Below are 26,792 nucleotides of genomic sequence, written 5' to 3'. Positions count from 1 at the left end.
TTATTAGCAAATTTCTCCTAAATCTTATGATTTCCTCTATTTATTATAGTTCTTATATAAACCCACTTGACATTTTACTCCTTAGATAATAAAATAAAATTGGTTTTATGTAAACGCTATCATATATGATAATAACAAGGAGGTTTTGTCATGAAACTAGAAAAGAAACAGCGCTTCTCCATCCGTAAATACGCGGTTGGGGCAGCTTCTGTACTTATAGGATTTGCTTTTAGCGCACAAGTCGTATCTGCAGATGGGATTACTCCAGCTCCAACAGCTGAAGAAACTGTTCAAACGATTCAGGAGAGTCCACAAGCAACCGAAGAAGCTGTAGACTCCAAGGTCCCAGAAAAACTGGAAGAAAAGGCTGACAAACTTGTAAAAGAGGAGGTCAAAGAAGACCAGGAGGCTCCTCGAACAGTTGCTCCAAAAACAGAAGAGTCAAGCGCACCAGTTGTGACAGAAAATGCTGCTCCAACGCCTACTGCCGAGAAAGAGAGTCCTGCCCCAGCTGAAACTCCTGCAGAAAACTCTCCTTCAGAAAAGAAAAATGAAGCAGCCACACCTGCAGTAACCACTCCTAGTACGGAACGAGCACCTCAGGTAAATGAAAAACTGGCAAAAAGAAAAATGATCTCAATCGACGCTGGACGCAAGTACTTCTCTCCAGACCAACTCAAAGAAATCATCGACAAAGCCAAACACTACGGTTATACTGATCTTCATCTACTAGTTGGAAATGACGGCATGCGTTTTATGTTGGACGACATGACGATCACAGCCAATGGTAAAACCTATGCAAGTGATGATGTCAAACGTGCGCTCGAAAATGGAACAGATGCCTACTACAAGGATCCAAATGGCAACCACTTGACAGAGAGCCAGATGACGGACTTGATTAACTATGCCAAAGATAAGGGTATCGGACTAATCCCAACCGTTAATAGCCCTGGGCACATGGATGCGATTTTGCATGCCATGAAAGAACTAGGTATCCAAAAACCGAACTTCAACTACTTTGGTAAGGAATCTGCTCGTACCGTTGACCTGGATAACAAAGAAGCTGTTGAGTTTACCAAAGCCCTGATCGACAAGTATGCTGCATACTTTGCTGGAAAAACTGATATTTTCAATATCGGACTAGACGAGTACGCCAATGATGCTACAGACGCTAAAGGCTGGAGCGTTCTTCAAGCCTATAAATGGTATCCAGAAGATGGTTTCCCAGACAAGGGCTATGATAAATTTATCGCCTACGCTAACGACCTTGCTCGCATCGTCAAATCTCACGGTCTCAAACCAATGGCCTTTAACGACGGTATCTACTATAATAGCGACACTAGCTTTGGTACTTTTGACAAAGACATCATCGTTTCAATGTGGACTGGTGGATGGGGCGGATACGACGTCGCTTCTTCTAAACTTCTAGTTGAAAAAGGCCACCAAATCCTTAATACCAACGATGCTTGGTACTACGTCCTCGGACGAAATGCCGATGGCCAAGGCTGGTACAACCTCGACCAAGGACTCAATGGTATCAAGAACACTCCAATCACTTCTGTACCAAAATCTGATGGGGCTACTATCCCGTTCATCGGGGGTATGGTAGCTGCTTGGGCGGATACCCCATCTGCACGCTATTCACCATCACGCCTCTTCAAACTCATGCGTAGCTTCGCAAATGCCAATGCTGAATACTTCGCAGCTGACTATGAGTCTGCTGAGCAAGCTCTGAAAGAAGTACCAACAGACCTTAACCGCTATACTGCAGAAAGTGTCGCAGCTGTAAAAGAAGCTGAAAAAGCTATTCGCTCACTCGATAGCAACCTCAGCCGTGCCCAACAAGACACCATTGACCAAGCAATCGCAAAACTCCAAGAAGCTGTAAGCAATTTGACCTTCACACCAGAAGCTCAAAAAGAAGAAGACGCGAAACGCGAAGTTGAAAAGCTTGCCAAGAACAAAGTAATCTCTATCGATGCTGGACGTAAGTACTTCACGCTCGACCAACTCAAACGTATCGTAGACAAAGCGAGCGAGCTCGGCTACTCTGATGTGCATCTTCTCCTAGGAAACGATGGACTTCGCTTCCTCCTTGATGACATGACCATCACAGCTAACGGAAAAACTTATGCAAGCGATGATGTCAAGAAGGCTATCATAGAAGGAACAAAAGCTTACTACGATGATCCAAATGGTACCACTCTTAGTCAAGCTGAAATCACTGAATTGATCGAGTACGCAAAATCAAAAGGTCTTGGACTAATTCCAGCAATCAACAGCCCAGGTCACATGGATGCCATGCTTGTCGCTATGGAAAAATTAGGTATCCAAAATCCTCAAGCCTACTTTGACAAGGTCTCCAAAACAACCATGGACCTTGAAAACGAAGAAGCCATGAACTTTGTCAAAGCCCTCATCGGCAAGTACATGGACTTCTTTGCAGGCAAAACTAAGATCTTCAACTACGGTACAGACGAATATGCCAATGATGCTACCAACGCGCAAGGCTGGTACTACCTCAAATGGTATGGACTCTATGGCAAGTTTGCTGAGTACTCTAACACTCTTGCTGCTATGGCCAAAGAAAGAGGCCTTCAACCAATGGCCTTCAACGATGGTTTCTACTACGAGGACAAGGATGATGTTGAGTTTGACAAGGATGTCATCATCTCTTACTGGTCTAAGGGATGGTGGGGTTACAACCTTGCATCTCCTCAGTACCTGGCAAGCAAAGGCTACAAATTCCTTAACACCAACGGAGACTGGTACTACATTCTCGGCCAGAAACCTGAAGATGGTGGTGGTTTCCTCAAAAAAGCAATTGAAAATACTAAAAAAACACCATTTAACCAGCTTGCATCTACCAAATATCCTGAGGTAGACCTTCCAACCGTCGGAAGCATGCTTGCTATCTGGGCAGACAGACCAAGTGCTGAGTACAAGGAAGAAGAAATCTTTGAACTCATGACTGCCTTTGCAGACAATAATAAAGACTACTTCCGCGCTAACTACAATGCCCTCCGTGAGGAACTTGCTCAAATCCCTGCAAACTTGGATGGATACAGCAAGGAAAGCTTGGAGGCCCTAAATGCAGCGAAAGAAGCTCTCAACTACAACCTCAACCGTAACAAACAAGCCGAGTTAGACGCTCTCGTAGCCAAGCTCAAAGCAGCCCGCCTAAGCCTTAAACCAGCGGCAACCCACTCAGGAAGCCTCGATGAAAACGAACTAGCTGCCAATGTTGAAACCAAACCGGAACTCATCACAAGAGCAGAAAAGATTCCATTTGAGGTCATCAAGAAGGAAAATCCGAACCTCCCAGCCGGTCAGGAAAAGATCATCACACCAGGTGTAGAGGGCGAACGCACTCATTACATCTCTGTCCTTACTGAAAATGGGAAACAAACAGAAACGGTACTAGATAGCCAAGTAACCAAAGAACCTGTGACCCAAGTGGTTGAAATCGGCACCCCTATTACGCACAAAGGGGACGAACACGGTCTTGCTCCAGCCGCAGAAACAAAACCAAGACTGGATATCCAAGAGGAAGAAATTCCATTCACTACTGTGACACGTGAAAATCCTCAATTACCAAAAGGACAAACGCAAGTTGTTACTAAAGGAGCCAACGGCCACCGTACTGCCTTCTACTCTGTGAGCACTAGTGCTGATGGAAAAGAAGAAAGAACGCTTGTCAATAGCGTGGTAACACAGGAAGCGGTCGCTCAGGTGGTCGAAGTCGGCACTGCCGTTGAGAAAGCTGAGCAAACTGCACCAACTACTGCCAAAGCAGATGAAAAACAACTCCCTGCAACAGGAAGTCAAGACTCTGCAGGCTTGGTCGCAGCAGGCCTCATGGCCACACTAGCAGCCTACGGACTGACTAAGAGAAAAGAAGACTAAGATTCTTCTAAGAGAATAGAAAAAAGCGAGATTGAATCTCGCTTTTTTGTTTTATGATTAATTACCAAGTCCGATACGTTCAAAGATCTCATCCACCCGTTTGGTGTAGTATGCAGGGTTGAAGATTTCATCGATTTCTTCTTGAGTGAGGCGTGAAGTCACTTCTGGATCTGCTTCAAGGAGTGGTTTGAAGTCTACTTGGTTATCCCATGATTGAGCTGTTTTTGGTTGTACCAAGTCATAGGCTTGCTCACGGGTCATGCCTTTCTCAATCAAGGTCAACATAGCACGTTGGCTGAAAATCAAACCAAAAGTAGAGTTCATGTTGCGGATCATGTTTTCTGGGAAGACTGTCAAGTTCTTGACGATATTGCCAAAACGGTTGAGCATGTAGTCGATCAAGATGGTCGTATCTGGTGTGATGATACGCTCAGCTGATGAGTGAGAAATATCGCGTTCGTGCCAGAGAGCAACATTTTCATAAGCTGTCACCATGTGACCACGAATAACACGCGCCAGACCTGTCATGTTCTCAGAACCGATAGGGTTGCGTTTGTGAGGCATTGCTGAAGACCCTTTTTGCCCCTTGGCAAAGAATTCTTCCACTTCACGTTGTTCCGATTTTTGAAGACCACGGATTTCCGTTGCCATACGCTCGATCGAAGTTGCGATGCTAGCAAGAACTGCAAAATACTCAGCATGAAGGTCACGAGGAAGGACCTGTGTAGAGATTTCTTGAGCACGGATACCCAATTTGTCGCAGACGTATTTTTCAACAAATGGTGGGATGTTGGCAAAGTTCCCAACCGCACCAGAAATCTTACCAGCTTCCACACCAGCAGCCGCATGCTCGAAACGCTCGATGTTGCGCTTCATTTCGCTGTACCAAGTCGCAAGCTTGAGACCAAAAGTCGTCGGCTCAGCGTGCACCCCGTGGGTACGACCCATCATGATGGTGAACTTGTGCTCCTTGGCCTTATCAGCGATGATGTTGGTGAAGTTTTCAAGGTCACGACGGATGATGTCGTTGGCTTGCTTGTAAAGATAACCGTAGGCAGTATCCACCACGTCAGTAGAAGTCAAACCATAGTGAACCCACTTGCGCTCTTCACCAAGAGTCTCAGAAACCGCTCGTGTAAAAGCTACCACATCGTGGCGAGTCTCTTGCTCAATCTCCAAAATACGGTCAATGTCAAAGTCCGCCTTCTCGCGAATCGAAGCCACATCTTCCTTAGGGATTTCCCCCAACTCAGCCCATGCCTCATCAGCCAAGATTTCCACCTCAAGCCAAGCTCGGTATTTATTTTCTTCACTCCAAATATTCGCCATCTCAGGGCGAGAGTAACGGTTAATCATGTTGTTTTATTTTCCTTTCTTTTGATGGTTCACTTAGCCAGAATAACATTAGGAAATCTTTATTTTCATTTCTATTGTTGTTCTTCAATGGCTTTAGTTTGTCTATATTCAAATGCTTCTGCATTCTCATTTAATCCTATAGTTAACTCTTATGAATACTTTCTAATTTTTATAGATATATAACCTCAAAACCCTTTGTGTTAGAACTACTTACATCAATTTTCAATTTTGGGTACTCACTTCCCAGATTTATTAGTGAATTTTCATAACCTATTAACATTCTAGAATTAAAAATACCAAAGATATCAATCCTCACATAAATTTTATCACCTTCTTCTTCAAACTCAACTATTATTTCATTTGAAAGATTATTTCCCATAGATAAAATAGTATCTGTAGGTATTTTGATTAGTGTATTTCCTTGACATAATTGAAATAGCACTTCCTGTATATCTTTTGAAATCCTTTGGTTTAACCATGGCTCTCCAAGATATTTATATGCGTATTCAAATGATATTTTCATAGACAAAGGAAAGAATGCATACTTTAGGTACTCTTCTACCGTACCTTGAGGAAGACTAATATTATCAAGTCGTGGAAAAAGTGGGACGTTATCAAAATCAATAATTCTAGTTTTTATCTCATCATCACTATAAGATTCTATATGCTGTTTAAAATATCCTACGTCAACATTTTTAGGAGCAAAAATAAAATTTTCGCTTTTTCCATACTTTGCTCTATAGCCTGTTATATCTCCAGTCTTCTTATTTGTCATCAAATTTCCCGTAATTTCTGGAATCCAAAAAGGAAAATCAAATTTATCTAGACCGGGGACTCCATTTTTTCCTTTAATACCTTTCCTATTCCGAATAAACTCTAATAATGGACTATTTACAAATTTCGAATCAACATGCATCCCTAATTTTGAATTACAGGTCTTACATACATCTTTAAGTGTATTCTCTGGTTGTCTATTTCCGCCTAAACTCTCAAGTATTATATGTTCTGTATTAAAGTTATTTTCTGATTTTTCAATAGTACAAATTATACATTTTTTCTTTTTCTCACTCATCTCTGTTTAGGTTAACCATTCTCCTTTATGACTTATAAATTTCTGATTATCATTAAGTACATGCAATAAAATGAGTATTAGTAAATTAATTGATTTTTCTACATTTTTTATTACATAATACCTAAATCTTTTCTAATTATAAATTCTAGTTCCCAACGAATATTATCCAATTTATTATTTCTACCATCGTTATATTCTAAAAGTCTACCTGCAATAAAAGCGTTGTGCCAAGTAACATCAAACTTGACTAAGCAATTTTTTACGTCTTGACTGGCATACAATTCAATAATCTTATCGGTACTTCTAAATCGTTCATATTCTTTCTTAGCTAAAAAATACTGATTTTTGATTTTTTCTATTTCCTTGATATAGTATTCTCTATTCCGAATTTCTGTTTTGATATCTTCTTCATCTTGATAAGTAAGACCTTTTCGCTCTAATCGCTTTTGATAATCTTCCTTAATCTGAATTTCCAAAATTCTATTCACCGTATCAAAGTCTTCAAAATTAAATACTGGGGAAAACGATATGTTATTCATAATATCATAGGGCGTTTTATTGGGAAATAAAGCAATAATCTTAAGTAGCTCATTGTAGGTTGCTGTTAACTTGTCTCTCTTATTTCTTTTTCCCTCTATGTATCGTTCATATTCTTTATCTTTTTTCTCACGAAAATATTTAATAACTCCCCCGATCGCAACAATAATGGCTAATAGAACTCCAACTATCGTAGCGATGTGAGACAAATTTTCTAACTGATTATCTTTTTTTACAAAAGTATTGACAAAGAGTTGAATCATAAATTCTCCCCATTCAATTTAAATACTATTCTTCCTCAGGATCTTCGTAAGCAAAAAATTCAATCGAAAGTTTTATAGGACGGCTCGTTAATCCAAAACTCTTTATATAATCATAGACCTCATCATCATCGCGCGTATGCTCTATTATTAGTTGATTATTTGTTCTCTCTACAATATGAATCCCTTCTGCATCTGGAATTTCTGGAATGACTACATCATCCGCATAAGTAAATGTTAGAGTAGTAATATCATCTTCAAATACATCATCGAATTCTTCTATCATTTTAAAAATCAATCCTTTCCCCAAACTCAACCACACTATCCGGCGCATCACTAAACAAAGTTACATGCCCTAATCTATGGTTGTGCTTGACTTCTATGGTCACTTATTTACCGCCCACTCCGCCGCTTTCTCTGCATGAATCACTGTTGTGTCGTAGAGAGGCAGGTCGGTGTCGGATTGCTTGACGAGGAGGCCAATCTCGGTACACCCCAAGATAACAGCTTCAGCGCCTGCTTTTTTCAAATCATCTATAACGGCAAGATAAGTCTGCTTTGAGCTTTCTTTGATGTTCCCTAGGCAAAGTTCGTCATAAATGATTCGATTGACCTCTGTAATTCCAGCTTGGTCTGGAATCAGCACTTCTAACCCAGACTCTATTAATTTTTCCTTGTAAAAATCTTGAGTCATGGTGTACTTGGTCCCTAGGAGGCCGACTTTTTGAATGCCGTTAGTCAACAAGGCCTGCGCAGTTGCTTGTGCAATATGCAAGATTGGAATCGTAATCTTTCCTTGTATCTGCGGAGCAACCTTGTGCATGGTGTTGGTACAAATAACGATGAAATCCGCACCTGCTTGCTCCAAGCGCTGAGCAATATCTGTCAAAAGTTGACCGCTTTTCTCCCAGTCTCCGACTGCTTGATAATGCTCAATCTCTGCAAAATCAACACTATAAAGTAGAATCTTAGCTGAATGCAAGCCACCCAGCTCTTTTTTGATGGTTTCGTTGATGATTTGGTAGTAAGATGTGGTGCTTTCCCAACTCATACCACCAATTAGACCAATAGTTTTCATAGGCTAATTAAACTCCTCCTTGCTTATAGCTACCGACGGATAGTGCGGTAAGCTACTTAGATCTGTATCCAATGGCAAATCATAGATAGCCAGATAATTGTCTGGATATTGGATCTTTAATTCCTGATATTTGGCTTTTACTTTTTCATGGTCAGCGCTGGCAAAAAGCACTTCTACAACGGCGATTTCTTTTCCTTCCTCCACAAAAGCGTTTACGATGATTTGAATCATAAACTGGTCTCCATTTAGCTTTAAAGATTATCATTTTCTGAGTCTTCATGTATAGAAAATTCAAATGAAATTCTCTCAGGATTTCTAGGCAGGCCGTAACTACTCAGATAATCCTTTACTTCCTTCACAGAACAAGAATATTCTAAGACCAGCTGATTACCAGCTCTCTCTAAAATATGAATCCCCTCTCTATCCGCAATCTCTGGAACAATCAAATCGTCCGTATAAGTCAGTGTTACGGTCGTTATTTCATCATCTAGCAATTCATCAAATTCTTCTGCCATTTCAAAAATCAATCCCTTCACCAAACTCATCCACACTATCCGGCACATCACTAAACAAAGTCACATGCCCCATTTTGCGGTTGTGTTTCGCTTCTATTTTACCATACATGTGGAGGTGGGCGCTTGGATTTTCTGTGACATAGTTTTCAGCGGCCTCAACATGCTGGCCGAGAACGTTGAGCATAAGGGCTGGGGCATGCAGTTTAATTGCTGGTAATGGTGATCCGAGAACACCCAAGATATGGGTGTCAAACTGCGAGAAGTCGCAGGCTTCGATAGAATAATGCCCAGAGTTGTGTGGTCGCGGAGCAATCTCATTGACGATAATGTCGTCAGCTGTCGCAAACATTTCCACACAAAGTGTTCCAGACAAATTGAGCTGGTCTGCGATTCGCACTGCCATAGCTTTAGCCTTGTCGGCTAAGCTTGCTGGAATGCGGGCTGGCACAATGGTCTTAGACAGGATATTGTTGCGGTGGATATTTTCCTGAACTGGGAAAACCGTCACGTCCTTGCCATTACCAGACACGATAATGGAGATTTCAAGGTCGAAGTTGACAAATTCTTCCAAGACGCAGTCTGCTGAGTCGGCTAGCGCATAGGCTTCTTCCAAGTCTGCTTCTGAGCGAATGACCTTTTGTCCATGCCCATCGTAGCCACCAGTCGCAGTCTTGAGGACATAGTTTTTCGATAGGTCAATATCTGCCAAGTCTTGGCTTGAAGTCACAACCTTGTAGGGTGCCACAGTGACTTGGGCCTTGTTTGAGAGAAAGTCCTTTTCAAAGATGCGATTTTGAGAAATGCGGAGTAGGTCTGTCCCTTGAGGGAGCTGACCATTCTTGATAACAGCATCAAGACCGTCAGCATCGACATTTTCAAACTCATAGGTAAGGACATCGCAACGCTCAGCCAACTGGCGAAGGGCGTTCACATCGTTATAAGGTGCCACGATGATTTCCGCCACACGAGAGGCTGGGCAATCCGCCGCAGGATCCAGCGCGATGACCTTGTGCCCCATATAGATAGCAGAAATGGCCATCATCTGACCAAGCTGACCGCCACCGATAATTCCGATTGTTTTAGATGAGCTCATTTGTAGACTCCTCTGCGATTTTTCCTTGCTCTTCTGCGAAATCTGCCAATGCTATCGCGATAGCCTGATCCTCTACTGACAGGAGACGGAGGGCAAAGAGGGCAGCGTTAGTCGCTCCTGCTTCACCGATAGCCATAGTTGCGACAGGCACGCCACCCGGCATCTGTACGATAGAGTAGAGCGAGTCCACGCCACTAAGGGCACGCGATTTGACGGGTACACCGATGACAGGAAGGGTTGTTTTAGCAGCAACCATACCTGGCAAATGAGCTGCGCCACCTGCACCTGCGATAATGACCTTGATACCACGACTACGTGCTTCTTCGGCATGTCTGAACATGAGATCAGGTGTACGGTGGGCAGAGACAACCTTCTTTTCGTAGGCTACACCGAAACGGTCTAGGACTTCGGCGGTTTTTTGCATGGTTGCCCAGTCGGATTTTGAGCCCATGATGATGGAAATAATTGGTTTAGTCATAATTTTCCCTTTTCTTTCCTTTCTTTTTTCAATCACCTTAGGTTGTGAGGGACGGCAGCGGCCACCAAAGGTGTCTCATGCCTAAATCGGAAGCCCAAGGTCTTCCGATTTCCCTGAAGGCTTGGCTAACAAAGCCAAGCCTTCTTTCACAACGGCGGTGATTGCTCTATATTAGCTCGCTAATGCTCGCAAATCAAACGACCATTATCGTATTTGGCGACTTCGTCACGTTATTCTTATATCTTTACTTAATTGCCTTGCTTCCGATATCGGTTCGGTAGAAGAGGCCTTCTGTGTTTTGTTTGTCGAGTTCTTTGTAGATGATATCTTGGGTTTCTTTGACGGTAGCGGCTGTGGTGACCAGCATATAAACTCGTCCGCCGTTGGATAGCAGTGCTCTGCTATTTTCCGCAAACTTAGCCCCTGCATAGTAGGTGATGATATTGCCTTCTGTCTTAGTTGGCAACTCGACACCCTTTGCATAATCTAGCGGATAGCCCTTGGATGCGACAACCACACCCAGAGTCACGCCCTTGTCCGTCCACGTGATGTTCGGCTCCTTGCTATCGAGAATATCCGTGATATTTTGTGCAAAATCAGATGTCAAACGAGGCAAGATAATCTGAGTTTCGGGATCTCCAAATCGAGCGTTAAACTCGATCACCTTAGGGCCATCTGCTGTCAAGATAAGACCAGCGTAAAGGACACCAAGATACGGGCGACCTTCTTTGATCATCCCTTCGATAACCGGCTTGACAATAGTCTCCACTGCTGTGTCAACCACGCTCTGTAGCAAGTGAGGAACTGGCGCATAAGCTCCCATACCGCCCGTATTAGGGCCCTTGTCGCCATCGTAAGCACGTTTGTGATCCTGTGCTGTTGGCATGATGTAGAACTTGTCCCCATTGACAAAGGCAAAGAGGGAGAACTCCTCCCCGTCGAGGAATTCCTCAATAACCACACGCGCACCAGAATCACCGAATTTATTGTCCAAAAGCATTTCATGAGCAGCTTCGACTGCTTGCTCAATCGTCTCCGCAACGACGACACCTTTCCCGAGCGCCAATCCATCCGCCTTGACAACGATAGGAGCGCCTTTCTCCTCTATATAAGCCTTGGCCTCCTCGAAATCTGAAAATGTGCCATAGGCTGCTGTCGGAACGTCATATTTGACCATGATTTCCTTAGCAAAATCCTTGGACCACTCCAGCTCCGCTGCAGCCCTAGTCGGACCAAAAGCCTTGAGCCCAGCTTTGTTAAAATCATCCACGATACCAGCAGCAAGGGCATCATCTGGCCCGATGAAGGTCCAAGCGATATCGTTGCTCCTTGCAAAGTCAATCAACTTAGAATGTTCGGAAATAGAGATATTCACCAATTCCAGCCCATCCAGAGTCATTCCGTCATTTCCAGGAGCTACAAAAACTTTTTCAACGTCTTTTGACTCAAGCAACTTCTTAGCAATCGCATGTTCACGACCACCCGAACCGACAACTAACAGCTTCATCTCTCAACCTCTTTTGCGAATTATTTACTAACATTATATCATAAACGTTCGTTTTAATCTTGTTTCACTTAGCATTTTAAACCAAAAAAGGAAAGAAACTGTTTTCTTCCCTTTTACTTCTTAATGTCTAAAATGTCTCACTCCGTTATATATTCCTCTTTCAACACTTTAGCAATGTTCGGTTCCAATAAATTAACAAAATACCTTTTCAAATTTAAAATATTATCAACCTGTTCTTTATCTAACCTAAAAGAACGACCAGTTTGAGGTTCCTTTAATGTACGTAATAGATCTTTGCCAGTTGGCCATACTAGTTTTCTTGCCTGTGGTTGAAAAGGGGTTACTCCCGTCCCTGGCATTATTCCCTCAATAAATCCATTTGAATTTGCTGTACTTGAACTTTTATTTATCAATGTGACAGTAGCAAATCCTAACGAAACTTCGCCAAATACAACAATAATGAAAGGGCGAATATCATACTCTGATTCACTGTTAGAATAATAATTAAGCTCCTTTTCAATCCCATATTTATACTTGTTGTTTTTAAAAATATTTTGTTTTAGTTTAACCACTGTTAAATCATCATCATTTAACGAATGCTCTTTACTATTAAATTCTATCAGACTGTCATTCTTTGAAAAAATCATAAATACATCTGGATTTGATCCAAATTCTCCTTCGAATGCTATCGAAGAGAAGGCATAAAAACCATGCTTGTAATCACCTCTAAGTTTCCATGACATAGTACTTTGACCAACCAAAGGAAAATGTATATTTTCAATTCTGCTTTTTCTGATATATCTTCTTTTATTGATAGCATTTATTAATTCTCCAAAATCTGGACTAATTCCAATGGTTGGCCCAGATAACGACATCCCTATATTTAATGACATCTTAACTTCTCCATTCTATTGATTTACCTAATTATATAAAGATACCAGATTCTTGTATAATCCTCATTTTTTAATGCCTAAAATGTCTCACGCCTGTGAAGACCATAGTCAAGCCATATTTGTCCGCTGCTTCGATGGACTCTTGGTCACGGACAGAGCCTCCTGGCTGGATGATAGCCTTAATACCTGCTTTAGCGATTTCTTCCACATTATCCGCAAATGGGAAGAAGGCATCCGAAGCAAGAACAGCACCGTCCAGACGATCTTTAGCTTGGTCAATAGCAATACGGACCGAAGCTACACGGTTGGTTTGGCCAGGACCAACACCAAGTGTCATGTGGTCGTTGGTCACGATGATACCGTTTGATTTGACATATTTGATAGCTTTCCAAGCGAACTCAAGGGCGGTTGCTTCTGTCTCAGTTGGCTGGCGTTTTGTTACCACTTGCCAGTCAGCTGGGCTTTCCTTGACCACGTCTTGGTTTTGCACGAGAAGTCCACCGACAACGCCTGTGTATTCTGCTTCTATTTCGCTAGCATCTTGAGCATCAAATGGCAAAGCAAGGATACGCAAGTTTTTCTTTTTGTTGGTCAAAATAGCTAGCGCTTCATCCGTATAGCTTGGTGCAATGATGATTTCAAGGAAGACATCGTGCATCTTCTCAGCTGTCGCAGCGTCCACCTCACGGTTGAGAACAACAATTCCACCAAAGATAGACACTGGGTCAGACTCATAAGCATAATCCCAAGCAGTCTCGATGTCATCTGCCTGACCGATTCCACATGGGTTCATGTGTTTGAGAGCCACAACGGTTGGACGTTCTTTAAAATCACGAATAATACGAATAGCAGCATCCGCATCGCGGATATTGTTAAAGGACAATTCCTTCCCGTTAAGCTGTTTCGCTGAAGCGATGGAGTAATCTGTCGGCAAGGCTTTTTGGTAGAAATCTGCGTCTTGTTGAGGATTTTCACCGTAACGCATAGCTTGTTTAAGGTCATAAGTCAGAGTGAGTTTTTCAGGTTTGCTTTCACCCACTTGAGCTGTGAAATACTCTGCAATCAAGGCATCGTAAGCTGCTGTGTGACGGAAAACCTTAGCCGCCAAACGTTGGCGAGTTTCATAAGAGGTTTCGCCGTTTGCTGCCAATTCGTCAAGAACAACAGCATAGTCAGCAGGGTCTACAACAACGGTCACGCTAGCGTGGTTTTTAGCTGCTGAACGAAGCATAGATGGCCCACCGATATCGATGTTCTCAACCGCATCAGCGTACGTCACGTCTGGTTTAAGAATGGTTTCCTTGAATGGGTAAAGGTTGACCACCACAAGGTCGATGAGTTCGATTTGATTGTCCTTAGCAGCCTCTAGATGGCTATCGAGATCACGACGAGCGAGGAGCCCACCATGGATATTTGGGTGAAGGGTCTTGACACGGCCATCCATCATTTCTGGGAAGCCCGTCACATCATCAATTGCAATGGTCTCCACCCCAGCATTGTCAAGGGCAACCTTTGTCCCACCTGTCGAGATAATCTCCCAACCAAGTTTTTTAAGTTCTTGGGCAAATTCAACAATGCCTGCTTTATCTGAGACGCTGATTAAGGCGCGTTTAGTCATGTTTTTTCCTTTCATTTACTTATTTTTACTTTATTTTTTTCAGTTCTATTTTGATCAAATATCGCATATTGAGATTGTTCAAACTTACCATTTTCGTTTTTGAATTTATTATAATAATAATTTTTTCCAAAAATGTCAGTATATATAATTATTATTTCTTTAATATTTGAAATTTCTATACCTTCATCAAGAGGAATTTTTACAGAATATTCTTCGTCTTTGTCTTTTTCAACAATTGGAAATTGATTAATGTCACCTTTTGTTCCATGTAATTGTTGAGTATTTTCACTCTGATCTTCAAATTCATTCAATTTCCAATACTTTAGAATTGCATGATTTAATCCAATATTCTTTGCTGATATCTGAAGTTTATTATCTATTAATTCTACTCCCATTATTAATATTGGTAAATTATTATAACGTTGTTCTATCTCTCTAATATCGCTATCCTTCTTGAGAGAAGCGGTATAAATATAAGAAGTCATCAACAATCCTGATATAGAGCCTATGTATGCTAACCAACTATTCATATGATTCGGTTTCATACCAAGGAATCCAAATATTTTTGTTATCAAATCAAAAGAATCAACAACAAACAACAAAATTGAAAATGCCGAAAAAAATACAATTGTTTTCAAAAAAGGGGACGATTTAATTTTATTTATCATTCATACCTTCTCTCCACTCCCAAGCTATCCAGCACCTCTGGATACAACTTGTACTCTGCCTCATGAATCCGAGCTTCAAAGCTTTCGATGGTATCATCAGCTAGCCGTGGCACACGGACTTGTTTGATGACCTTGCCTGTATCCACACCTGAGTCCACCCAGTGAATGGTCACGCCGCTCTCAGTAACTCCAGCATTCCAAGCGTCCTCAATCCCATGAGCTCCTGGAAATTCTGGCAGGTAGGCCGGATGAATGTTGATAATTCGACCTTCATAAGCCGCCAATAAGGTTGGGCCGACGATTTTCATATAACCCGCCAAACAAACCAAGTCAATCTGGTGTTCTTCCAAGAGTTCGGCAAGAGCTGCTTCGTAGTCCGCCTTGTTCTCAAACTCCTTGAGTTCAAAAGCATAGGACAGGACGCCGAGCTTGTCTGCACGTTCCAGCACATAGGCGTCACGATGGTCTGAAAAAACAAATTCCACCGGAAATTCTTCGGCAATCACCTGAAAGTTTGAGCCATTACCAGAGGCAAAAACCGCTATTTTTTTCATTTGATGATGACACTTTCGTTTTCTTTCTTGACGATGCGACCAATTTCATAAACTGGTTCATCCAGCAATTCCTTGACGCGACCTACATTTTCAGGGCTAACTGCCAGCATGAGTCCCACACCCATATTGAAGATTTCAAACATTTCTTCATGCTTGATTTCACCGTATTTTTCAAGAGCCTTGAAAATAGGAAGCACTGGAACCTTGTCTTCTTCAATTTCCGCAGCTAGGTCAGCCGCAAACATACGAGGGACATTCTCGATGAAACCACCACCTGTGATGTGGGCAATGCCGTTGACTAACTCTTCCTTGATGAGTGGCAAGACAGCCTTGACATAGATACGAGTCGGCTCAAGAAGGACTTCCTTGAGTTTCTTGCCTTCCAATTCCGGCAAGACTTCCTCACCTGTGTAGTCCGCAAAAACACGACGAACGAGGGAGTAACCATTTGAGTGAATCCCACTTGAGGCAAGTCCGAGAAGAACATCGCCTTCTGCCACCTTTGAACCGTCAATGATTTGAGATTTTTCAGCTACGCCGACCGCAAATCCAGCCAAGTCGTAGTCATCTTCGCCATACATACCAGGCATTTCAGCTGTTTCCCCACCAATGAGGGCTGCACCTGCCTGCACACAGCCTTCTGCCACACCAGCAACCACTTGTTCTAGTTTAGCTGGTTCATTCTTCCCTGTCGCCACATAGTCGAGGAAATAGAGGGGCTCCGCACCTGCAGCGATGATATCATTGACACACATGGCCACACAGTCCTGACCGATGGTATCATGCTTGTCGTATTTGATGGCCAACATGAGCTTGGTTCCGACACCATCAGTCCCTGAAATCAAGACAGGCTCTTTGACACCTGTTTTTGAGAGGTCAAACATGCCACCGAAACCACCAAGAGCTCCCATAACACCCGCACGCTCCGTGCGAGCCACATGCTTTTTGATCCGCTCAACAACTTCATAACCCGCTTCAACATCTACACCCGACTGGGCGTACGCATTTTTATTTGCCATTTTATTTTTCCTTTTCTTTGAGAAGATTGCGACGTATTTTTAGATAAACAATTATTTTATCTAAAAATACTAGTCAGGGCTCTAGCTTTGGTCCCATAGGGCAAAGCGTCTACTGACAAATGCTTTAGCTTTTAGTCAGTAGCGAGACGTGGAGCATAAGCATTTTTATTTGTCATCTTTTTTCCTCTTCCTTTCCTTTAATGGAGAGCCTTCATCCGCCTATTTGTAAAAACTGGTCTTTTCTTCCAAACTTCTACGATAGTCTTCCTCATAGTCATAAAGAGGTGTTGGATAATCGCCGTCAAAGTAAGCGACACAGAGACCACCATTCGGCGCATCTGTTTCAATACCAATCGAATCAATCAAGCCATCAATCGAAAGATAGGTCAGGCTATCCGCACCAATGATTTGGCGAGTTTCTTCGACCGTATGATTGGCCGCAATCAACTCCTGACGCGTCTGGATATCAATCCCGTAAAAACATGGATAAGCTAGCGCTGGACTACCAATGGCAACGTGAACCTCAGACGCACCTGCTTCTTTCAAAAGCTGAACGATACGGCGAGAGGTCGTCCCACGAACAATGGAATCATCAATCATGACCACACGTTTGCCTTTGACAACACCCGAAACAGCAGACAGTTTCATCCGCACTCCTTGCTCCCGCAATTCTTGAGTCGGTTGGATAAAGGTGCGTTGGGTGTATTGGTTTTTGATGAGACCCATTTCATTTGGCAGACCAGATTCTTCTGCAAATCCCATAGCTGCGCTGAGCGAGGAATTTGGCACACCGACCACGATATCTGCCTCATGCTTAAATTCACGCGCTAATTGAGCCCCCATACGTTTGCGAGCTGTATGGACATTAACACCATGAATATTAGAGTCAGGACGGGCAAAATAGATATACTCCATAGAGCAGATCGCCAACTGGGTATCATTCGTATAGCTATCGTACTGAATCCCATTGTCATCCACAATCACAATTTCCCCTGGTTTCACATCACGAATCCACTCGGCACCAATGACTTCAAAAGCACAGGTTTCTGACGAAACGACCACCGCTCCGTTTGCCATTTTCCCAATAGAAAGTGGACGAAAACCATTAGGATCAAGAGCCGCAATCAACTTGTCCTCAAACAGCAGGATATAAGCAAATCCACCTTTTACAAGGCTGAGTGCCTCTTTGATTTTGCCCATCAAGTTGGGATTGTGACTCCGACGAATGAGGTGAGCCAAGATTTCTGAGTCCGAAGTTGAACTGAAAATTGCTCCTCTTTGTTCCAATTCTTTCTTGAGCGATTCGGCATTGGTCAAGTTTCCGTTATGAGCAAGTCCAAACTGCATATCATGAAAGCGAAAGAGGAAGGGCTGGATGTTATCAACAGAAGCTTCGCCAGCAGTCGCATAACGCACATGCCCAATCGCGCTCGTTCCTGTCAATTTATCCAAATTAGCTGGGTTTCTGAACACTTCTGATAAAAGCCCCATGTCACGATGACGCTTTAGTTTCCCTTGATCATTGGAGAGGATTCCTGCCCCCTCCTGACCACGGTGCTGAAGACTGTGGAGCCCAAAATAGGTTAATTTAGCAGCATCTGGATGCCCCCAGATACCGAAAACACCACATTCTTCATTAAGAGATTTTACTTCGTATGTCATTTTTTATACCTTTTATTTCCCTGTGAAATAACGTACAGCTGATGCAAACAGGTGCTGGTCTTTATTTCCTGGGATGTTTTGGAAGAGACCGTCTTCATAACGTTCTGAGTGTCCCATTTTACCGATGATTTGGCCGTTCTTGCTGGTAATTCCTTCGATTGCATTTACAGAACCATTTGGATTGTACTTAGAATCCATGCTTGGTTTGCCGTCAAAATCAACGTATTGGCTAAAGATTTGACCATTGGCACGGAGCTCTGCAAATTCCTCTGCCGTCACGACAAATTTCCCTTCACCGTGCGATACTGGAATGACATGGATATCGCCCACTTGTACTCCAGCCAACCATGGTGAGTTGGTATTGGCAATCCGAGTTTCCACCATCTTAGCCACGTGTTGGTTGGCATCATTGTAGAAAAGGGTTGGGCTAGTGCTGCTGGCATCTTCAAAGTTTCCGTATGGAAGAAGACCTGATTTGACGAGGGCTTGGAATCCATTACAGATACCGATAATCAAGCAACCACGAGCGATAAAGCCATCAATGGCTGAACGTACTTTTTCATTAAGAAGGATATTGACAATAAACTTAGCTGATCCATCCGGCTCATCCGCAGCTGAGAATCCACCTGCAAAGAAGAGAATGTTTGCCTTGCCGATATTGTCAACCATGGTTTCAACTGACTTGACAATAGCTTCTTCATTCAAGGTTACAAATGGCACCAAGTTAACCTCTGCACCTTCTTTTTCAAAGGCCTTAGCTGAGTCATATTCTGAGTTGGTTCCTGGGAAGACTGGGATGTAAACCACCGGTTTTTCAATAGTTTCCTTGGCTTTGATGACTGCGTCAGAAGCGACAGCTGGCACTTCTGCCAGTTCTTTAGCTTGAGCAAATTCAGTAGGGTAAACTTCTTCCAATTTTCCTTGAAAGGCACTGTCAAGTTTGTGTCCATCTAGCTTCACACCGTTGACAAGGAGTGTAAAGTCTGCGCTTGTTTGTCCAATCTTCTCTACTCCAGTGATTTCTTCAGGAGATGTGAAGACAAATCCACCCAATTGAGCTGTCAAAGCTGTTTCAAGTTCAGGCAAGGTCACCTCTGCACCGATATGGTTCCCAAAGGTAGCAAGTGCCAAGCTTTCAAGGACACCTCCGTATTTGACAGCTGATGCAGATGTTACTTTGTGTCCAGCTTGGATGGCTTCAAAGTGAGCAAAGTTAGACTTAATCAAGTCAAAATCAATCTCTTGTGCCAAAGATTGACCTGGGATGTAGTAGATATTTTCACCAGCAGTCTTGAACTCAGGAGAGAGCACCTTACGACTATCTGCTGTCGTTACCCCAAAGGCAACCAAGGTTGGTGGTACCGTCAATTCTTCAAAAGTACCAGACATAGAGTCCTTACCACCGATAGATGGCAAGCCAAGTTGGATTTGTGCTTCGATAGAGCCTAGAAGAGCTGCTACTGGCTGACCAAAACGCTCAGCTTGTTTGTCCATCCGCTCGAAATACTCTTGGTAAGAAAATCGAGCCTTAGACCAGTTGGCACCAGTAGCCACCAAACGAGCAGTCGCTTCAATTACTGCATAGGCAGCACCGTGGTATGGAGACCATTCTGCTAGATAAGGGTTGAATCCTTGCGCCATAACAGACGCAGTATGAGTCACTCCATGTTGAACTGGCAATTTCTGCACAGATGCCTCAGTTGGTGTGAGTTGGTAACGACCACCAAGTGGGTGATTGACCGTTGAACGACCGACCGAACAGTCAAAGATGGTCTGCAAGCCTTTTTGACTTGCATGGTTAAGATCAGATAGAACCGCAAGGGTATCTGCTTCAAGTGTGTTAGTACTTGTTGTGCGTTCTTCTGGGAGTTTGACATCCTTGTCCACAACCTTGGCATCAACGACTACGCGCACACCGTTTGTATCAAGGAAGCGACGTTCCAAGTCGACGATGGTTTCACCATTCCAGTGCATGACAAGATTTGGTTTTTCAGTCACTGTCGCAACCACAACAGCGTCAATATTTTCTTTGTTACATTCCGCAACGAAGGCATCTACATCCTCAGGACGAACCACCACAGCCATCCGTTCTTGAGACTCAGAAATAGCAATTTCTGTACCGTTCAAACCTTGGTATTTAAGAGGAACCTTATTGAGGTCGATTTCAAGACCGTCTGCCAATTCACCGATGGCTACACAGACACCACCAGCACCAAAGTCGTTGGATTTCTTGATGAGACGAGTGACATCGCCATTACGGAAGAGGCGCTGAATCTTGCGTTCTTCGATGGCATTCCCTTTTTGAACCTCAGCACCGGCAGTCTCTACAGACTCAACCGTTTGAACTTTAGAAGAGCCTGTCGCACCACCGACACCGTCACGTCCAGTCTTACCACCGAGGAGGATAATAGCGTCGCCAGCTTCCGGTTTTTCACGGACCACATTGCCCTTAGGAGCCGCACCAACAACTGCACCTAGCTCCATCCGCTTAGCAACGAAACCTGGGTGGAAGTATTCACGAACATAGGTTGTCGCCAGACCAATTTGGTTACCATACGAAGAATAACCATGAGCCGCTGTCTTCGAAATGACTTGTTGTGGCAATTTACCAGCGCGAGTTTCCGAAATCGGAGCTGTAATATCACCAGCACCTGAGATACGCATAGCTTGGTAAACATAAGAACGGCCTGACAATGGGTCACGAATGGCGCCACCGATACAAGTAGCCGCTCCACCAAATGGTTCAATTTCCGTTGGGTGGTTGTGGGTTTCGTTTTTAAACATGAGGAGCCAAGGTTCCTTGACACCATCAACGTCCACTTCGATTTCAACCGAGCAGGCATTGATTTCGTCAGACACTTCCATATCGTCCAAACGACCATTAGCACGCTCATAACGACCAAAAATAGTCGCCATATCCATCAAGGTTTGTGGCTTTTCAGACCGACCTAGTTCCTCACGCATGGCAATATACTTGTCATAAGTCGCTTGCAATTGCTTTTGGAATTTAGAAGCTGAGAAGTCAATGTTTTTCAACTCAGTCTCGAATGTTGTATGACGGCAGTGGTCAGACCAATAAGTGTCCAAAACCTTGAGCTCTGTTTCTGTCGGCACGCGCCCGATTGACTTGAAATAGTCTTGGATAAAGAGCAAATCATCCACTTCCATTGCCATCCCTTGCTCGGCCTTGTAGCGAGCAAAGTCTTCTGCCGTATAACTTTCAAAGAAAGTCAATTTAGGAATGGTCTTGTCCGACTCTGAAAATTCCTGCTTGGCAATCCCTGTCGTGATGTCCTTGAAACGAGAATCAACTGGATTGAGCAGATAGTTTTTGACCGCTTCCAACTCAGTCGCATCAATATCTTTATTAATCAAGTAAAGTTGAGCTGTGTTGACTGTCACGTCACTCGAACTTCCCAGCAAAAGCAAGGCTTCCTGTGCCGAAGCTGCACGCTGGTCAAACTGCCCTGGCAAACTTTCAATGGCAAAGAAAGCATAGTTGGCAAGATCCGCTTGCACGGCCGCTTCGTCCAAGACATGATCCGTCACCTGCTCAGAGAAGATGTGCTTTTCTGCAGGTGCAAACAAGTCCTCTGCCAAGTCAAAGACATCATAAACTTGCACAATGCGAATACTTTTCAAAGTTGACAGTCCCAAGTTGTGCTGGAGCTCCCTTACCAAACTCTCTGACTTGACCTGAAAATCAGCCTTTTTCTCAACAAAAATACGTTTATCCATCAATTCTTATTCCTTTATTTCAGCTCTTGCAATGTTCCCAAACGACCTTGAAGGTGTTATTTTAAACCTTGCAACTTTTCCCAGACAATCTCGTAAACGTCCGTCAATTCACCCAAGCCACGGCGGAAAACATCCTTGTCCATGTGGTTGCCATCTGCATCCCACAAACGGCAGTTATCTGGTGAAAACTCGTCTGCCAAGATAATCTTGCCATCCTTATCAAAACCGAACTCTAGCTTAAAATCAATCAACTTGAGGCCAATCTCAGCAAACCAATCCTTCAAGAGCTCATTGATACGACGGGTTTCTTCCTTCAAGTAAGCAATCTGCTGGTCATCCGCAATTTTAAGGAATTTCACATGCTCGTCATTGATAAAGGGATCATCCAAATCATCATTTTTATAGTAAAATTCGACAATTGGAGTCTCAAATGCAATACCTTCTTCTACGCCAAAACGTTTTGAAAAGGAACCAGCCGTGTAGTTACGGAGCACAACTTCCAAAGGAATAATCTCAACCTTTTTATTGAGCTGTTCCGTATCCGAAAGCTTCTCCACAAAATGAGTCGCTACACCAGCCGCATTTAATTTCTCAAAAATAAAAGATGAAATCCGATTATTCAAGACTCCCTTGCCCGCAATCTGCTCCTTCTTGACACCGTTGAAGGCAGTTGCCTGGTCCTTGTAAGTTGAAATAATGAGATTTTCATCCTCAGTTGTATAGATATCCTTGGCTTTTCCCGAATAGATCAGTTGTTTTGACATTTTAAAGTTCGCCTTTCGTTTTACTTGAGCACATTCTACCACAAAAGCATGAAAAATTCAAGGTTTTTACGAATAAATAACGTTTTTCTGTTTTAAGCGTAAAGAAAAACTGCAAGATGAACTCTTCTTACAGTTTTAAAACCATTTATCCTCTGAAAAACACGAATATTACCCTTTATTTAGAAATTGATCCCAAAAATAACGGAGATAGCTTTTCTTCCCTGTGATCATCTGCAGGCGGCCTTCTAAACCATAACGAAGTGTTGCAGCCTGCTCCGAAGTTAAATTAGTCTCCGCCTCAATTTTAAAGAAATTTCCTTGTTCAGTTTTTGTAGCTGTCGCATCAATACTTGTAATCGTGGAATCCAGGAAAATTTGATTCTTCGCATCATTAGTCGTAGTATAACGGACAGAGTCCCCAATCTTGACTCTAGCAACATCTTTTGAACTGAGATAGGCTGTGAGTTTGGTTTTTCCTTCTTTTTCCAAGGATGGATAGAGTTGGGCTAGCAGGGTTCCTTCTGCGACCATCGTAGATTCACTAGTCTCAGGATTGAGGTGAAGCACCCCATCCTCACTTGCTGTAATCTTTCCCTTATCGAGGAGACCTCCCTGGACTTTCTTACCCGACTCTGCTTCTAAAATTTTCTGATCCAAAAGAGTTAATTCCTGACCGACTTTGACTAAGTGCTGAGACTTGAGCGATTCCAGTTGACTATCCAGTCCCGTTGCGTGGGCCTGCTGAGCCCCAGAACCCGCATATTGTACACGATACGTAGCTAGACTGGACTCTAGCTGGGCAATTTGAGCATCCACTTGCGCAATAACTTGCGATTTAGCTTGCGGATCTTCTTCACCTTGATTTTTATAGGTCTGGTAAAAAGAGTAGGCTGGATTCTGACTATCCAGTTGATCTCCCTTTTCAATCGCTGACTTAGCTGTTTTGTAGTCTCGGATTTTATCCTCTGTTTGACTGATAAGATTGCCAATCTCGGCCTGGCTCTGACTTGCTGCCTCATTTTGAGAAGAGATGCTGGCATTTTGCTGAGAAACATTACTCCTAAGACTACTAGCTTGGCTGAGATAATCTCGAAACATCTCCTGGTAACCAAACTTATCCGCCTCTGGGAATTGATCACTCCCCTCTTTCAAACTGGATTGCAAATATCCCAACTGCTTTTTTTGATCCTTTAACATCTCCAATTGACTGGCGTATGCTTCGACCTGGACAGCCTCCGCCCCTTGCTGGTACTGAACGAGTAGTTCCCCCTGCTTGACCAACTTGTTTTCTTCCAGATAGTTCCCCACAATGCGTTGATTACTAGTCGACTGGATGTTGGCAATAATCCGACTAGGTTCGACAGTCGCTCTGGTAGACAAACTAATCTCTTTCTCTGCAAAAACTGCAAATCCTAGTAAAAACACGAACAGAAGTGACATAGGTAAAATCACCCGACTGGAAAAATTATGGTAACGACGATTATAAAACTCCGCACTTTCTAAAAATTCTGGTTTCATCCTCTCCTCTTTCTAGCTATTCACCAAATGGGCGTAAAAACCACCCTGTGCAAGCAAATCAACATGCTTTCCTTCTTCGACAATCTTGCCCTGATCCAAGACAACAACCTTCTCTGTCCGCTCAGCAATGGTCAAGCGGTGAGCAATGAAAATCAAGGTCTTGTCTAAAGCCATGAGATTATCGACAATTCGCTTCTCTGTCAAAATATCCAAACTGCTGGTCGCCTCATCCAAAATCAAGACAGGCGCATCTGTCAAGAGAGCACGCGCCAGAGCGATTCTCTGACGTTGACCACCTGAAATCCCTGCCCCATCCGAAGTCAATTCTGTCTGGTAATTCAGGGGCATGCGCTCAATATCCTCCCGAATCTCTGCCAACTCCACCGCCCGTAAGATATCCTCCTGAGTCGTCCCCTCCTTGGCTCCCAAAAGAAGATTGTCCAAAATCGTTCCGTTAAAGACATAGGGCTGTTGAGGCAAATAGTTGATATACTGGCGCAAGGCCTTTTTATCAATCTGATTGAGATTGACACCACCCAGACTAATCTCTCCCTGACTTGGATCGTAAAAATTAACCATCATCTTGGCTAAGGTGGTCTTACCTGACCCCGAAATCCCCACAAAAGCCACCTTAGAGCCTTGGGGAATGGTCAAATTGATATCCGACAAGACGTCACGACCATAGCCATACTTGTAGTGAACCTGTTTAAAGGTCATATCCCCTTTCATCATGCTCAAATCTTCTACCGTTTTCTTCTCCTCAAACTCCGAAGCTACTAGATAAACCTCATTTAAGCGATTATTGGCAACCTGCGCTGTCTGAAGTTTGGTTTGTAGGTTAATGATATTTTCCAAAGGATTGGTAAAGTAAACGAGCAAAGTATTATAGGTAATCAGCTGGCCCAAACTCATTTTCCCATCCATGACAAGAATAGCTCCCAGCCAGAGAACGGCAATATTGAGCAGGAGCTGGGCAACTTTTTTCAGAGCCTTTTGCTGGCTTTCTGCCCGACTATAGGTAAAGGATTTTTTCAGATAAGCCACAAATTCCTTGTCAATCTTTTGATAGCGCGAACTTTCACTGGTCAAAGATTTAATGGTCTCAATGCCGTTGATATCCTCGATGATAGAAGAAGACAGAACCGCATTAGCTTCCATGGTATCCCGATTCATCTTTTCAAAAGGCTTCATAAAGGCAAAGATAATCACTGTATAGATAGGAAGCGCAAGTAGACTAATGAAAAAGAGCGTCATATTTTGTGAAAACAGGACAAGCGAGATAATCAAAATCGTCGACACATCTAGGAAAATCGACAGAATGGTCGACGCCAACGCATCGATGATACTATTGGCATCTGTAAAACGAGACACGATTTCCCCTGTCCTGCGTGTCGCAAAAAAGGACATCGGCAGGTGAAAAACATGCTTGATGTAGGACAAAATCACATCGATGGACAACCGTTGACCCAGAACAAGTAAGAGGTATTCCTGCGCATAGGACAAAATCTGCTGGAGAATATAGACGATGACTAGTCCCATTGAGATAATACCCAGCGTCGAGCGCATCTGGTCTGGCACGTAACTATCAATGATGGACTGAAGATAGTAGGAGCCCACGATATTGATCAAGGTTACCAAGAGTGTTGCCAAAACGATATTAGCAATCAAGCCACGCTGTTTGAGTAAGATTGGCAAGAAGGATAGGAGCCCCTGTTTTTTCTCCTTATGGGGTTTATAGTCTGGAGACGGAGCCATAAAGAGACTGACTCCTGTCCATTCTTGCGCAAATCGCTCACGGGAAATCTTAGTCAGCTTGATACCAGGATCTGGATCAGCGATATGAATGTGCTTTTTATCCTGACCTATCACCACATAGTAGTGGAGCAATTTCCCTTCCTTGAGCACATGAGCCACAAAAGGAAAGGTCAAATCTGGCAGATCAAAGAGCATCATATCCGCCTTGATAGCTCGCGTTTCAAAACCAATCTCCTCTGCCACCTTTACAAGTCCCAAAGCCGTTGTTCCATCCATGGTCGTCTTAGCTAATTCTCGTAGATGAGCTAAGGAGTAATAACTACCATAGTAGCCAAATACCATGGCCAAGGAAGCCACGCCACAATCCATCTGATCCACTTGGGGACGATAGTACCTTTTCCCAAATTTCATATCCATCTCCTTTTTTCTAATAATCTCTTAAAAACTTTGTAAGATTATTTTAACCAAATAAGGATAAAAACAGGAAAATATTCCCAAATAAACCATTTTTGCATCTAAAACGCACTTTCAAAAGCATAAACCATCATTTAAATGTAAAAAGCAGAACAAAAGTTCTGCCTGCTTAAAGTAACCGTTAAAAAATGAATGCCCAGAAATAAACTATTCTGAAATGATATTTCTATAAAGTGAGCTAAATGTCATCAAGAATGATGAAATCTTAGGTAGATCAAAATATTCAAACTACGTAGGTAGATTTATTTTGTTTATATTAGCCACAATTCTAATCATTAGATAAGCTATAGAGCTAAACAATACAATAAACTCTGGCCAAGCTTTTCC

21 protein-coding genes and 2 pseudogenes are annotated in these 26,792 nt (G+C 43.0%); 1 reads left to right on the top strand and 22 read right to left on the bottom strand.

The window, feature by feature from the left end:
- Positions 1-150: 150 nt before the first annotated feature.
- Positions 151-3,906, top strand: a complete 3,756-nt coding sequence (gene strH, locus Q4443_RS09185; RefSeq protein WP_125414463.1) for an LPXTG-anchored beta-N-acetylhexosaminidase StrH — start codon at positions 151-153, stop codon at positions 3,904-3,906.
- A 57-nt stretch (positions 3,907-3,963) separates the two neighbouring features.
- On the opposite strand, the gene purB is transcribed toward strH, so the two are convergent.
- The 22 genes and pseudogenes from purB to comA all read right to left on the bottom strand — a co-directional run bounded on the left by purB (position 3,964) and on the right by comA (position 26,402).
- Complete coding sequence (gene purB, locus Q4443_RS09180; RefSeq protein ID WP_125414464.1) at positions 3,964-5,262, bottom strand: adenylosuccinate lyase; 1,299 nt, start codon at positions 5,260-5,262, stop codon at positions 3,964-3,966.
- A gap of 169 nt (positions 5,263-5,431) precedes the next feature.
- On the bottom strand, positions 5,432-6,334 hold the full coding sequence (locus tag Q4443_RS09175; protein ID WP_303408309.1) for an HNH endonuclease: 903 nt from the start codon (positions 6,332-6,334) through the stop codon (positions 5,432-5,434).
- A gap of 110 nt (positions 6,335-6,444) precedes the next feature.
- Positions 6,445-7,134 carry a hypothetical protein gene (locus Q4443_RS09170; protein WP_125414466.1) on the bottom strand — a complete coding sequence of 230 codons (690 nt, stop codon included), beginning with the start codon at positions 7,132-7,134 and terminating at the stop codon, positions 6,445-6,447.
- Between the two features lie 25 nt (positions 7,135-7,159).
- Positions 7,160-7,417 carry a hypothetical protein gene (locus Q4443_RS09165; RefSeq protein ID WP_125414467.1) on the bottom strand — a complete coding sequence of 86 codons (258 nt, stop codon included), beginning with the start codon at positions 7,415-7,417 and terminating at the stop codon, positions 7,160-7,162.
- 1 nt (position 7,418) lies between these two features.
- Positions 7,419-7,514 (bottom strand): annotated as a pseudogene (locus tag Q4443_RS09160) (phosphoribosylaminoimidazole carboxylase); the annotation flags it as partial.
- Between the two features lie 2 nt (positions 7,515-7,516).
- The gene (locus Q4443_RS09155; protein WP_125414469.1) at positions 7,517-8,209 is read right to left on the bottom strand and encodes an aspartate/glutamate racemase family protein; all 693 of its coding nucleotides are present in this window, start codon (positions 8,207-8,209) and stop codon (positions 7,517-7,519) included.
- Positions 8,210-8,212: 3 nt separating this feature from the next.
- Positions 8,213-8,440 (bottom strand): hypothetical protein, encoded by a 228-nt coding sequence (locus Q4443_RS09150; RefSeq protein ID WP_061412608.1) that lies wholly within the window; start codon positions 8,438-8,440, stop codon positions 8,213-8,215.
- A gap of 20 nt (positions 8,441-8,460) precedes the next feature.
- Positions 8,461-8,724, bottom strand: a complete 264-nt coding sequence (locus Q4443_RS09145; RefSeq protein ID WP_125414470.1) for a hypothetical protein — start codon at positions 8,722-8,724, stop codon at positions 8,461-8,463.
- Position 8,725: 1 nt separating this feature from the next.
- Entirely contained in the window at positions 8,726-9,817 is a 1,092-nt protein-coding gene (purK, locus tag Q4443_RS09140) for a 5-(carboxyamino)imidazole ribonucleotide synthase (protein ID WP_268721819.1), read from the bottom strand.
- Positions 9,804-10,295, bottom strand: a complete 492-nt coding sequence (gene purE, locus Q4443_RS09135; protein ID WP_000165490.1) for a 5-(carboxyamino)imidazole ribonucleotide mutase — start codon at positions 10,293-10,295, stop codon at positions 9,804-9,806. Before purE ends, purK begins: the two co-directional genes overlap by 14 nt.
- A gap of 32 nt (positions 10,296-10,327) precedes the next feature.
- Positions 10,328-10,420 (bottom strand): annotated as a pseudogene (locus Q4443_RS10385) (phosphoribosylaminoimidazole carboxylase); the annotation flags it as partial.
- 119 nt (positions 10,421-10,539) lie between these two features.
- On the bottom strand, positions 10,540-11,802 hold the full coding sequence (purD, locus tag Q4443_RS09130; protein ID WP_268721818.1) for a phosphoribosylamine--glycine ligase: 1,263 nt from the start codon (positions 11,800-11,802) through the stop codon (positions 10,540-10,542).
- Between the two features lie 137 nt (positions 11,803-11,939).
- Positions 11,940-12,695, bottom strand: a complete 756-nt coding sequence (locus Q4443_RS09125) for a hypothetical protein (RefSeq protein WP_268721817.1) — start codon at positions 12,693-12,695, stop codon at positions 11,940-11,942.
- Positions 12,696-12,765: 70 nt separating this feature from the next.
- Positions 12,766-14,313 carry a bifunctional phosphoribosylaminoimidazolecarboxamide formyltransferase/IMP cyclohydrolase gene (gene purH, locus Q4443_RS09120; RefSeq protein WP_000166546.1) on the bottom strand — a complete coding sequence of 516 codons (1,548 nt, stop codon included), beginning with the start codon at positions 14,311-14,313 and terminating at the stop codon, positions 12,766-12,768.
- An 11-nt stretch (positions 14,314-14,324) separates the two neighbouring features.
- On the bottom strand, positions 14,325-14,981 hold the full coding sequence (locus Q4443_RS09115; protein ID WP_000608680.1) for a hypothetical protein: 657 nt from the start codon (positions 14,979-14,981) through the stop codon (positions 14,325-14,327).
- A complete protein-coding gene (gene purN, locus Q4443_RS09110) occupies positions 14,978-15,535 on the bottom strand; it encodes a phosphoribosylglycinamide formyltransferase (RefSeq protein WP_268721816.1) in 558 nt (185 codons plus the stop codon). The genes Q4443_RS09115 and purN overlap by 4 nt, the downstream gene beginning before the upstream one ends.
- A complete protein-coding gene (gene purM / locus Q4443_RS09105; protein WP_049479236.1) occupies positions 15,532-16,554 on the bottom strand; it encodes a phosphoribosylformylglycinamidine cyclo-ligase in 1,023 nt (340 codons plus the stop codon). Before purM ends, purN begins: the two co-directional genes overlap by 4 nt.
- A 219-nt stretch (positions 16,555-16,773) precedes the next feature.
- Positions 16,774-18,216: an amidophosphoribosyltransferase gene (gene purF / locus Q4443_RS09100; RefSeq protein WP_303408308.1), complete on the bottom strand. Its 1,443-nt coding sequence runs from the start codon at positions 18,214-18,216 to the stop codon at positions 16,774-16,776.
- 12 nt (positions 18,217-18,228) lie between these two features.
- The gene (locus tag Q4443_RS09095) at positions 18,229-21,954 is read right to left on the bottom strand and encodes a phosphoribosylformylglycinamidine synthase (protein WP_303408307.1); all 3,726 of its coding nucleotides are present in this window, start codon (positions 21,952-21,954) and stop codon (positions 18,229-18,231) included.
- 56 nt (positions 21,955-22,010) lie between these two features.
- Positions 22,011-22,718 carry a phosphoribosylaminoimidazolesuccinocarboxamide synthase gene (purC, locus tag Q4443_RS09090; RefSeq protein ID WP_042901922.1) on the bottom strand — a complete coding sequence of 236 codons (708 nt, stop codon included), beginning with the start codon at positions 22,716-22,718 and terminating at the stop codon, positions 22,011-22,013.
- A gap of 168 nt (positions 22,719-22,886) precedes the next feature.
- Entirely contained in the window at positions 22,887-24,236 is a 1,350-nt protein-coding gene (comB, locus tag Q4443_RS09085) for a competence pheromone export protein ComB (protein WP_042901921.1), read from the bottom strand.
- 12 nt (positions 24,237-24,248) lie between these two features.
- Positions 24,249-26,402 carry a peptide cleavage/export ABC transporter ComA gene (gene comA / locus Q4443_RS09080; RefSeq protein WP_303408306.1) on the bottom strand — a complete coding sequence of 718 codons (2,154 nt, stop codon included), beginning with the start codon at positions 26,400-26,402 and terminating at the stop codon, positions 24,249-24,251.
- Positions 26,403-26,792: the final 390 nt, after the last annotated feature.

Origin of the sequence: Streptococcus sp. GP0011 (assembly GCF_030546305.1) — a bacterium.
Classification (GTDB): Bacteria; Bacillota; Bacilli; order Lactobacillales; family Streptococcaceae; genus Streptococcus.
The sequence above is the reverse complement of the archived record's forward strand: the minus strand, read 5'-3'. Positions and strand labels throughout refer to the sequence as shown.

Coding starts and splice junctions, on each gene's coding strand:
- strH (WP_125414463.1), top strand. CDS start 151: ATGAAACTAGAAAAGAAACAGCGCTTCTCCATCCGTAAATACGCGGTT.
- purB (WP_125414464.1), bottom strand. CDS start 5,262: ATGATTAACCGTTACTCTCGCCCTGAGATGGCGAATATTTGGAGTGAA.
- Q4443_RS09175 (WP_303408309.1), bottom strand. CDS start 6,334: ATGAGTGAGAAAAAGAAAAAATGTATAATTTGTACTATTGAAAAATCA.
- Q4443_RS09170 (WP_125414466.1), bottom strand. CDS start 7,134: ATGATTCAACTCTTTGTCAATACTTTTGTAAAAAAAGATAATCAGTTA.
- Q4443_RS09165 (WP_125414467.1), bottom strand. CDS start 7,417: ATGATAGAAGAATTCGATGATGTATTTGAAGATGATATTACTACTCTA.
- Q4443_RS09155 (WP_125414469.1), bottom strand. CDS start 8,209: ATGAAAACTATTGGTCTAATTGGTGGTATGAGTTGGGAAAGCACCACA.
- Q4443_RS09150 (WP_061412608.1), bottom strand. CDS start 8,440: ATGATTCAAATCATCGTAAACGCTTTTGTGGAGGAAGGAAAAGAAATC.
- Q4443_RS09145 (WP_125414470.1), bottom strand. CDS start 8,724: ATGGCAGAAGAATTTGATGAATTGCTAGATGATGAAATAACGACCGTA.
- purK (WP_268721819.1), bottom strand. CDS start 9,817: ATGAGCTCATCTAAAACAATCGGAATTATCGGTGGCGGTCAGCTTGGT.
- purE (WP_000165490.1), bottom strand. CDS start 10,295: ATGACTAAACCAATTATTTCCATCATCATGGGCTCAAAATCCGACTGG.
- purD (WP_268721818.1), bottom strand. CDS start 11,802: ATGAAGCTGTTAGTTGTCGGTTCGGGTGGTCGTGAACATGCGATTGCT.
- Q4443_RS09125 (WP_268721817.1), bottom strand. CDS start 12,695: ATGTCATTAAATATAGGGATGTCGTTATCTGGGCCAACCATTGGAATT.
- purH (WP_000166546.1), bottom strand. CDS start 14,313: ATGACTAAACGCGCCTTAATCAGCGTCTCAGATAAAGCAGGCATTGTT.
- Q4443_RS09115 (WP_000608680.1), bottom strand. CDS start 14,981: ATGATAAATAAAATTAAATCGTCCCCTTTTTTGAAAACAATTGTATTT.
- purN (WP_268721816.1), bottom strand. CDS start 15,535: ATGAAAAAAATAGCGGTTTTTGCCTCTGGTAATGGCTCAAACTTTCAG.
- purM (WP_049479236.1), bottom strand. CDS start 16,554: ATGGCAAATAAAAATGCGTACGCCCAGTCGGGTGTAGATGTTGAAGCG.
- purF (WP_303408308.1), bottom strand. CDS start 18,216: ATGACATACGAAGTAAAATCTCTTAATGAAGAATGTGGTGTTTTCGGT.
- Q4443_RS09095 (WP_303408307.1), bottom strand. CDS start 21,954: ATGGATAAACGTATTTTTGTTGAGAAAAAGGCTGATTTTCAGGTCAAG.
- purC (WP_042901922.1), bottom strand. CDS start 22,718: ATGTCAAAACAACTGATCTATTCGGGAAAAGCCAAGGATATCTATACA.
- comB (WP_042901921.1), bottom strand. CDS start 24,236: ATGAAACCAGAATTTTTAGAAAGTGCGGAGTTTTATAATCGTCGTTAC.
- comA (WP_303408306.1), bottom strand. CDS start 26,402: ATGAAATTTGGGAAAAGGTACTATCGTCCCCAAGTGGATCAGATGGAT.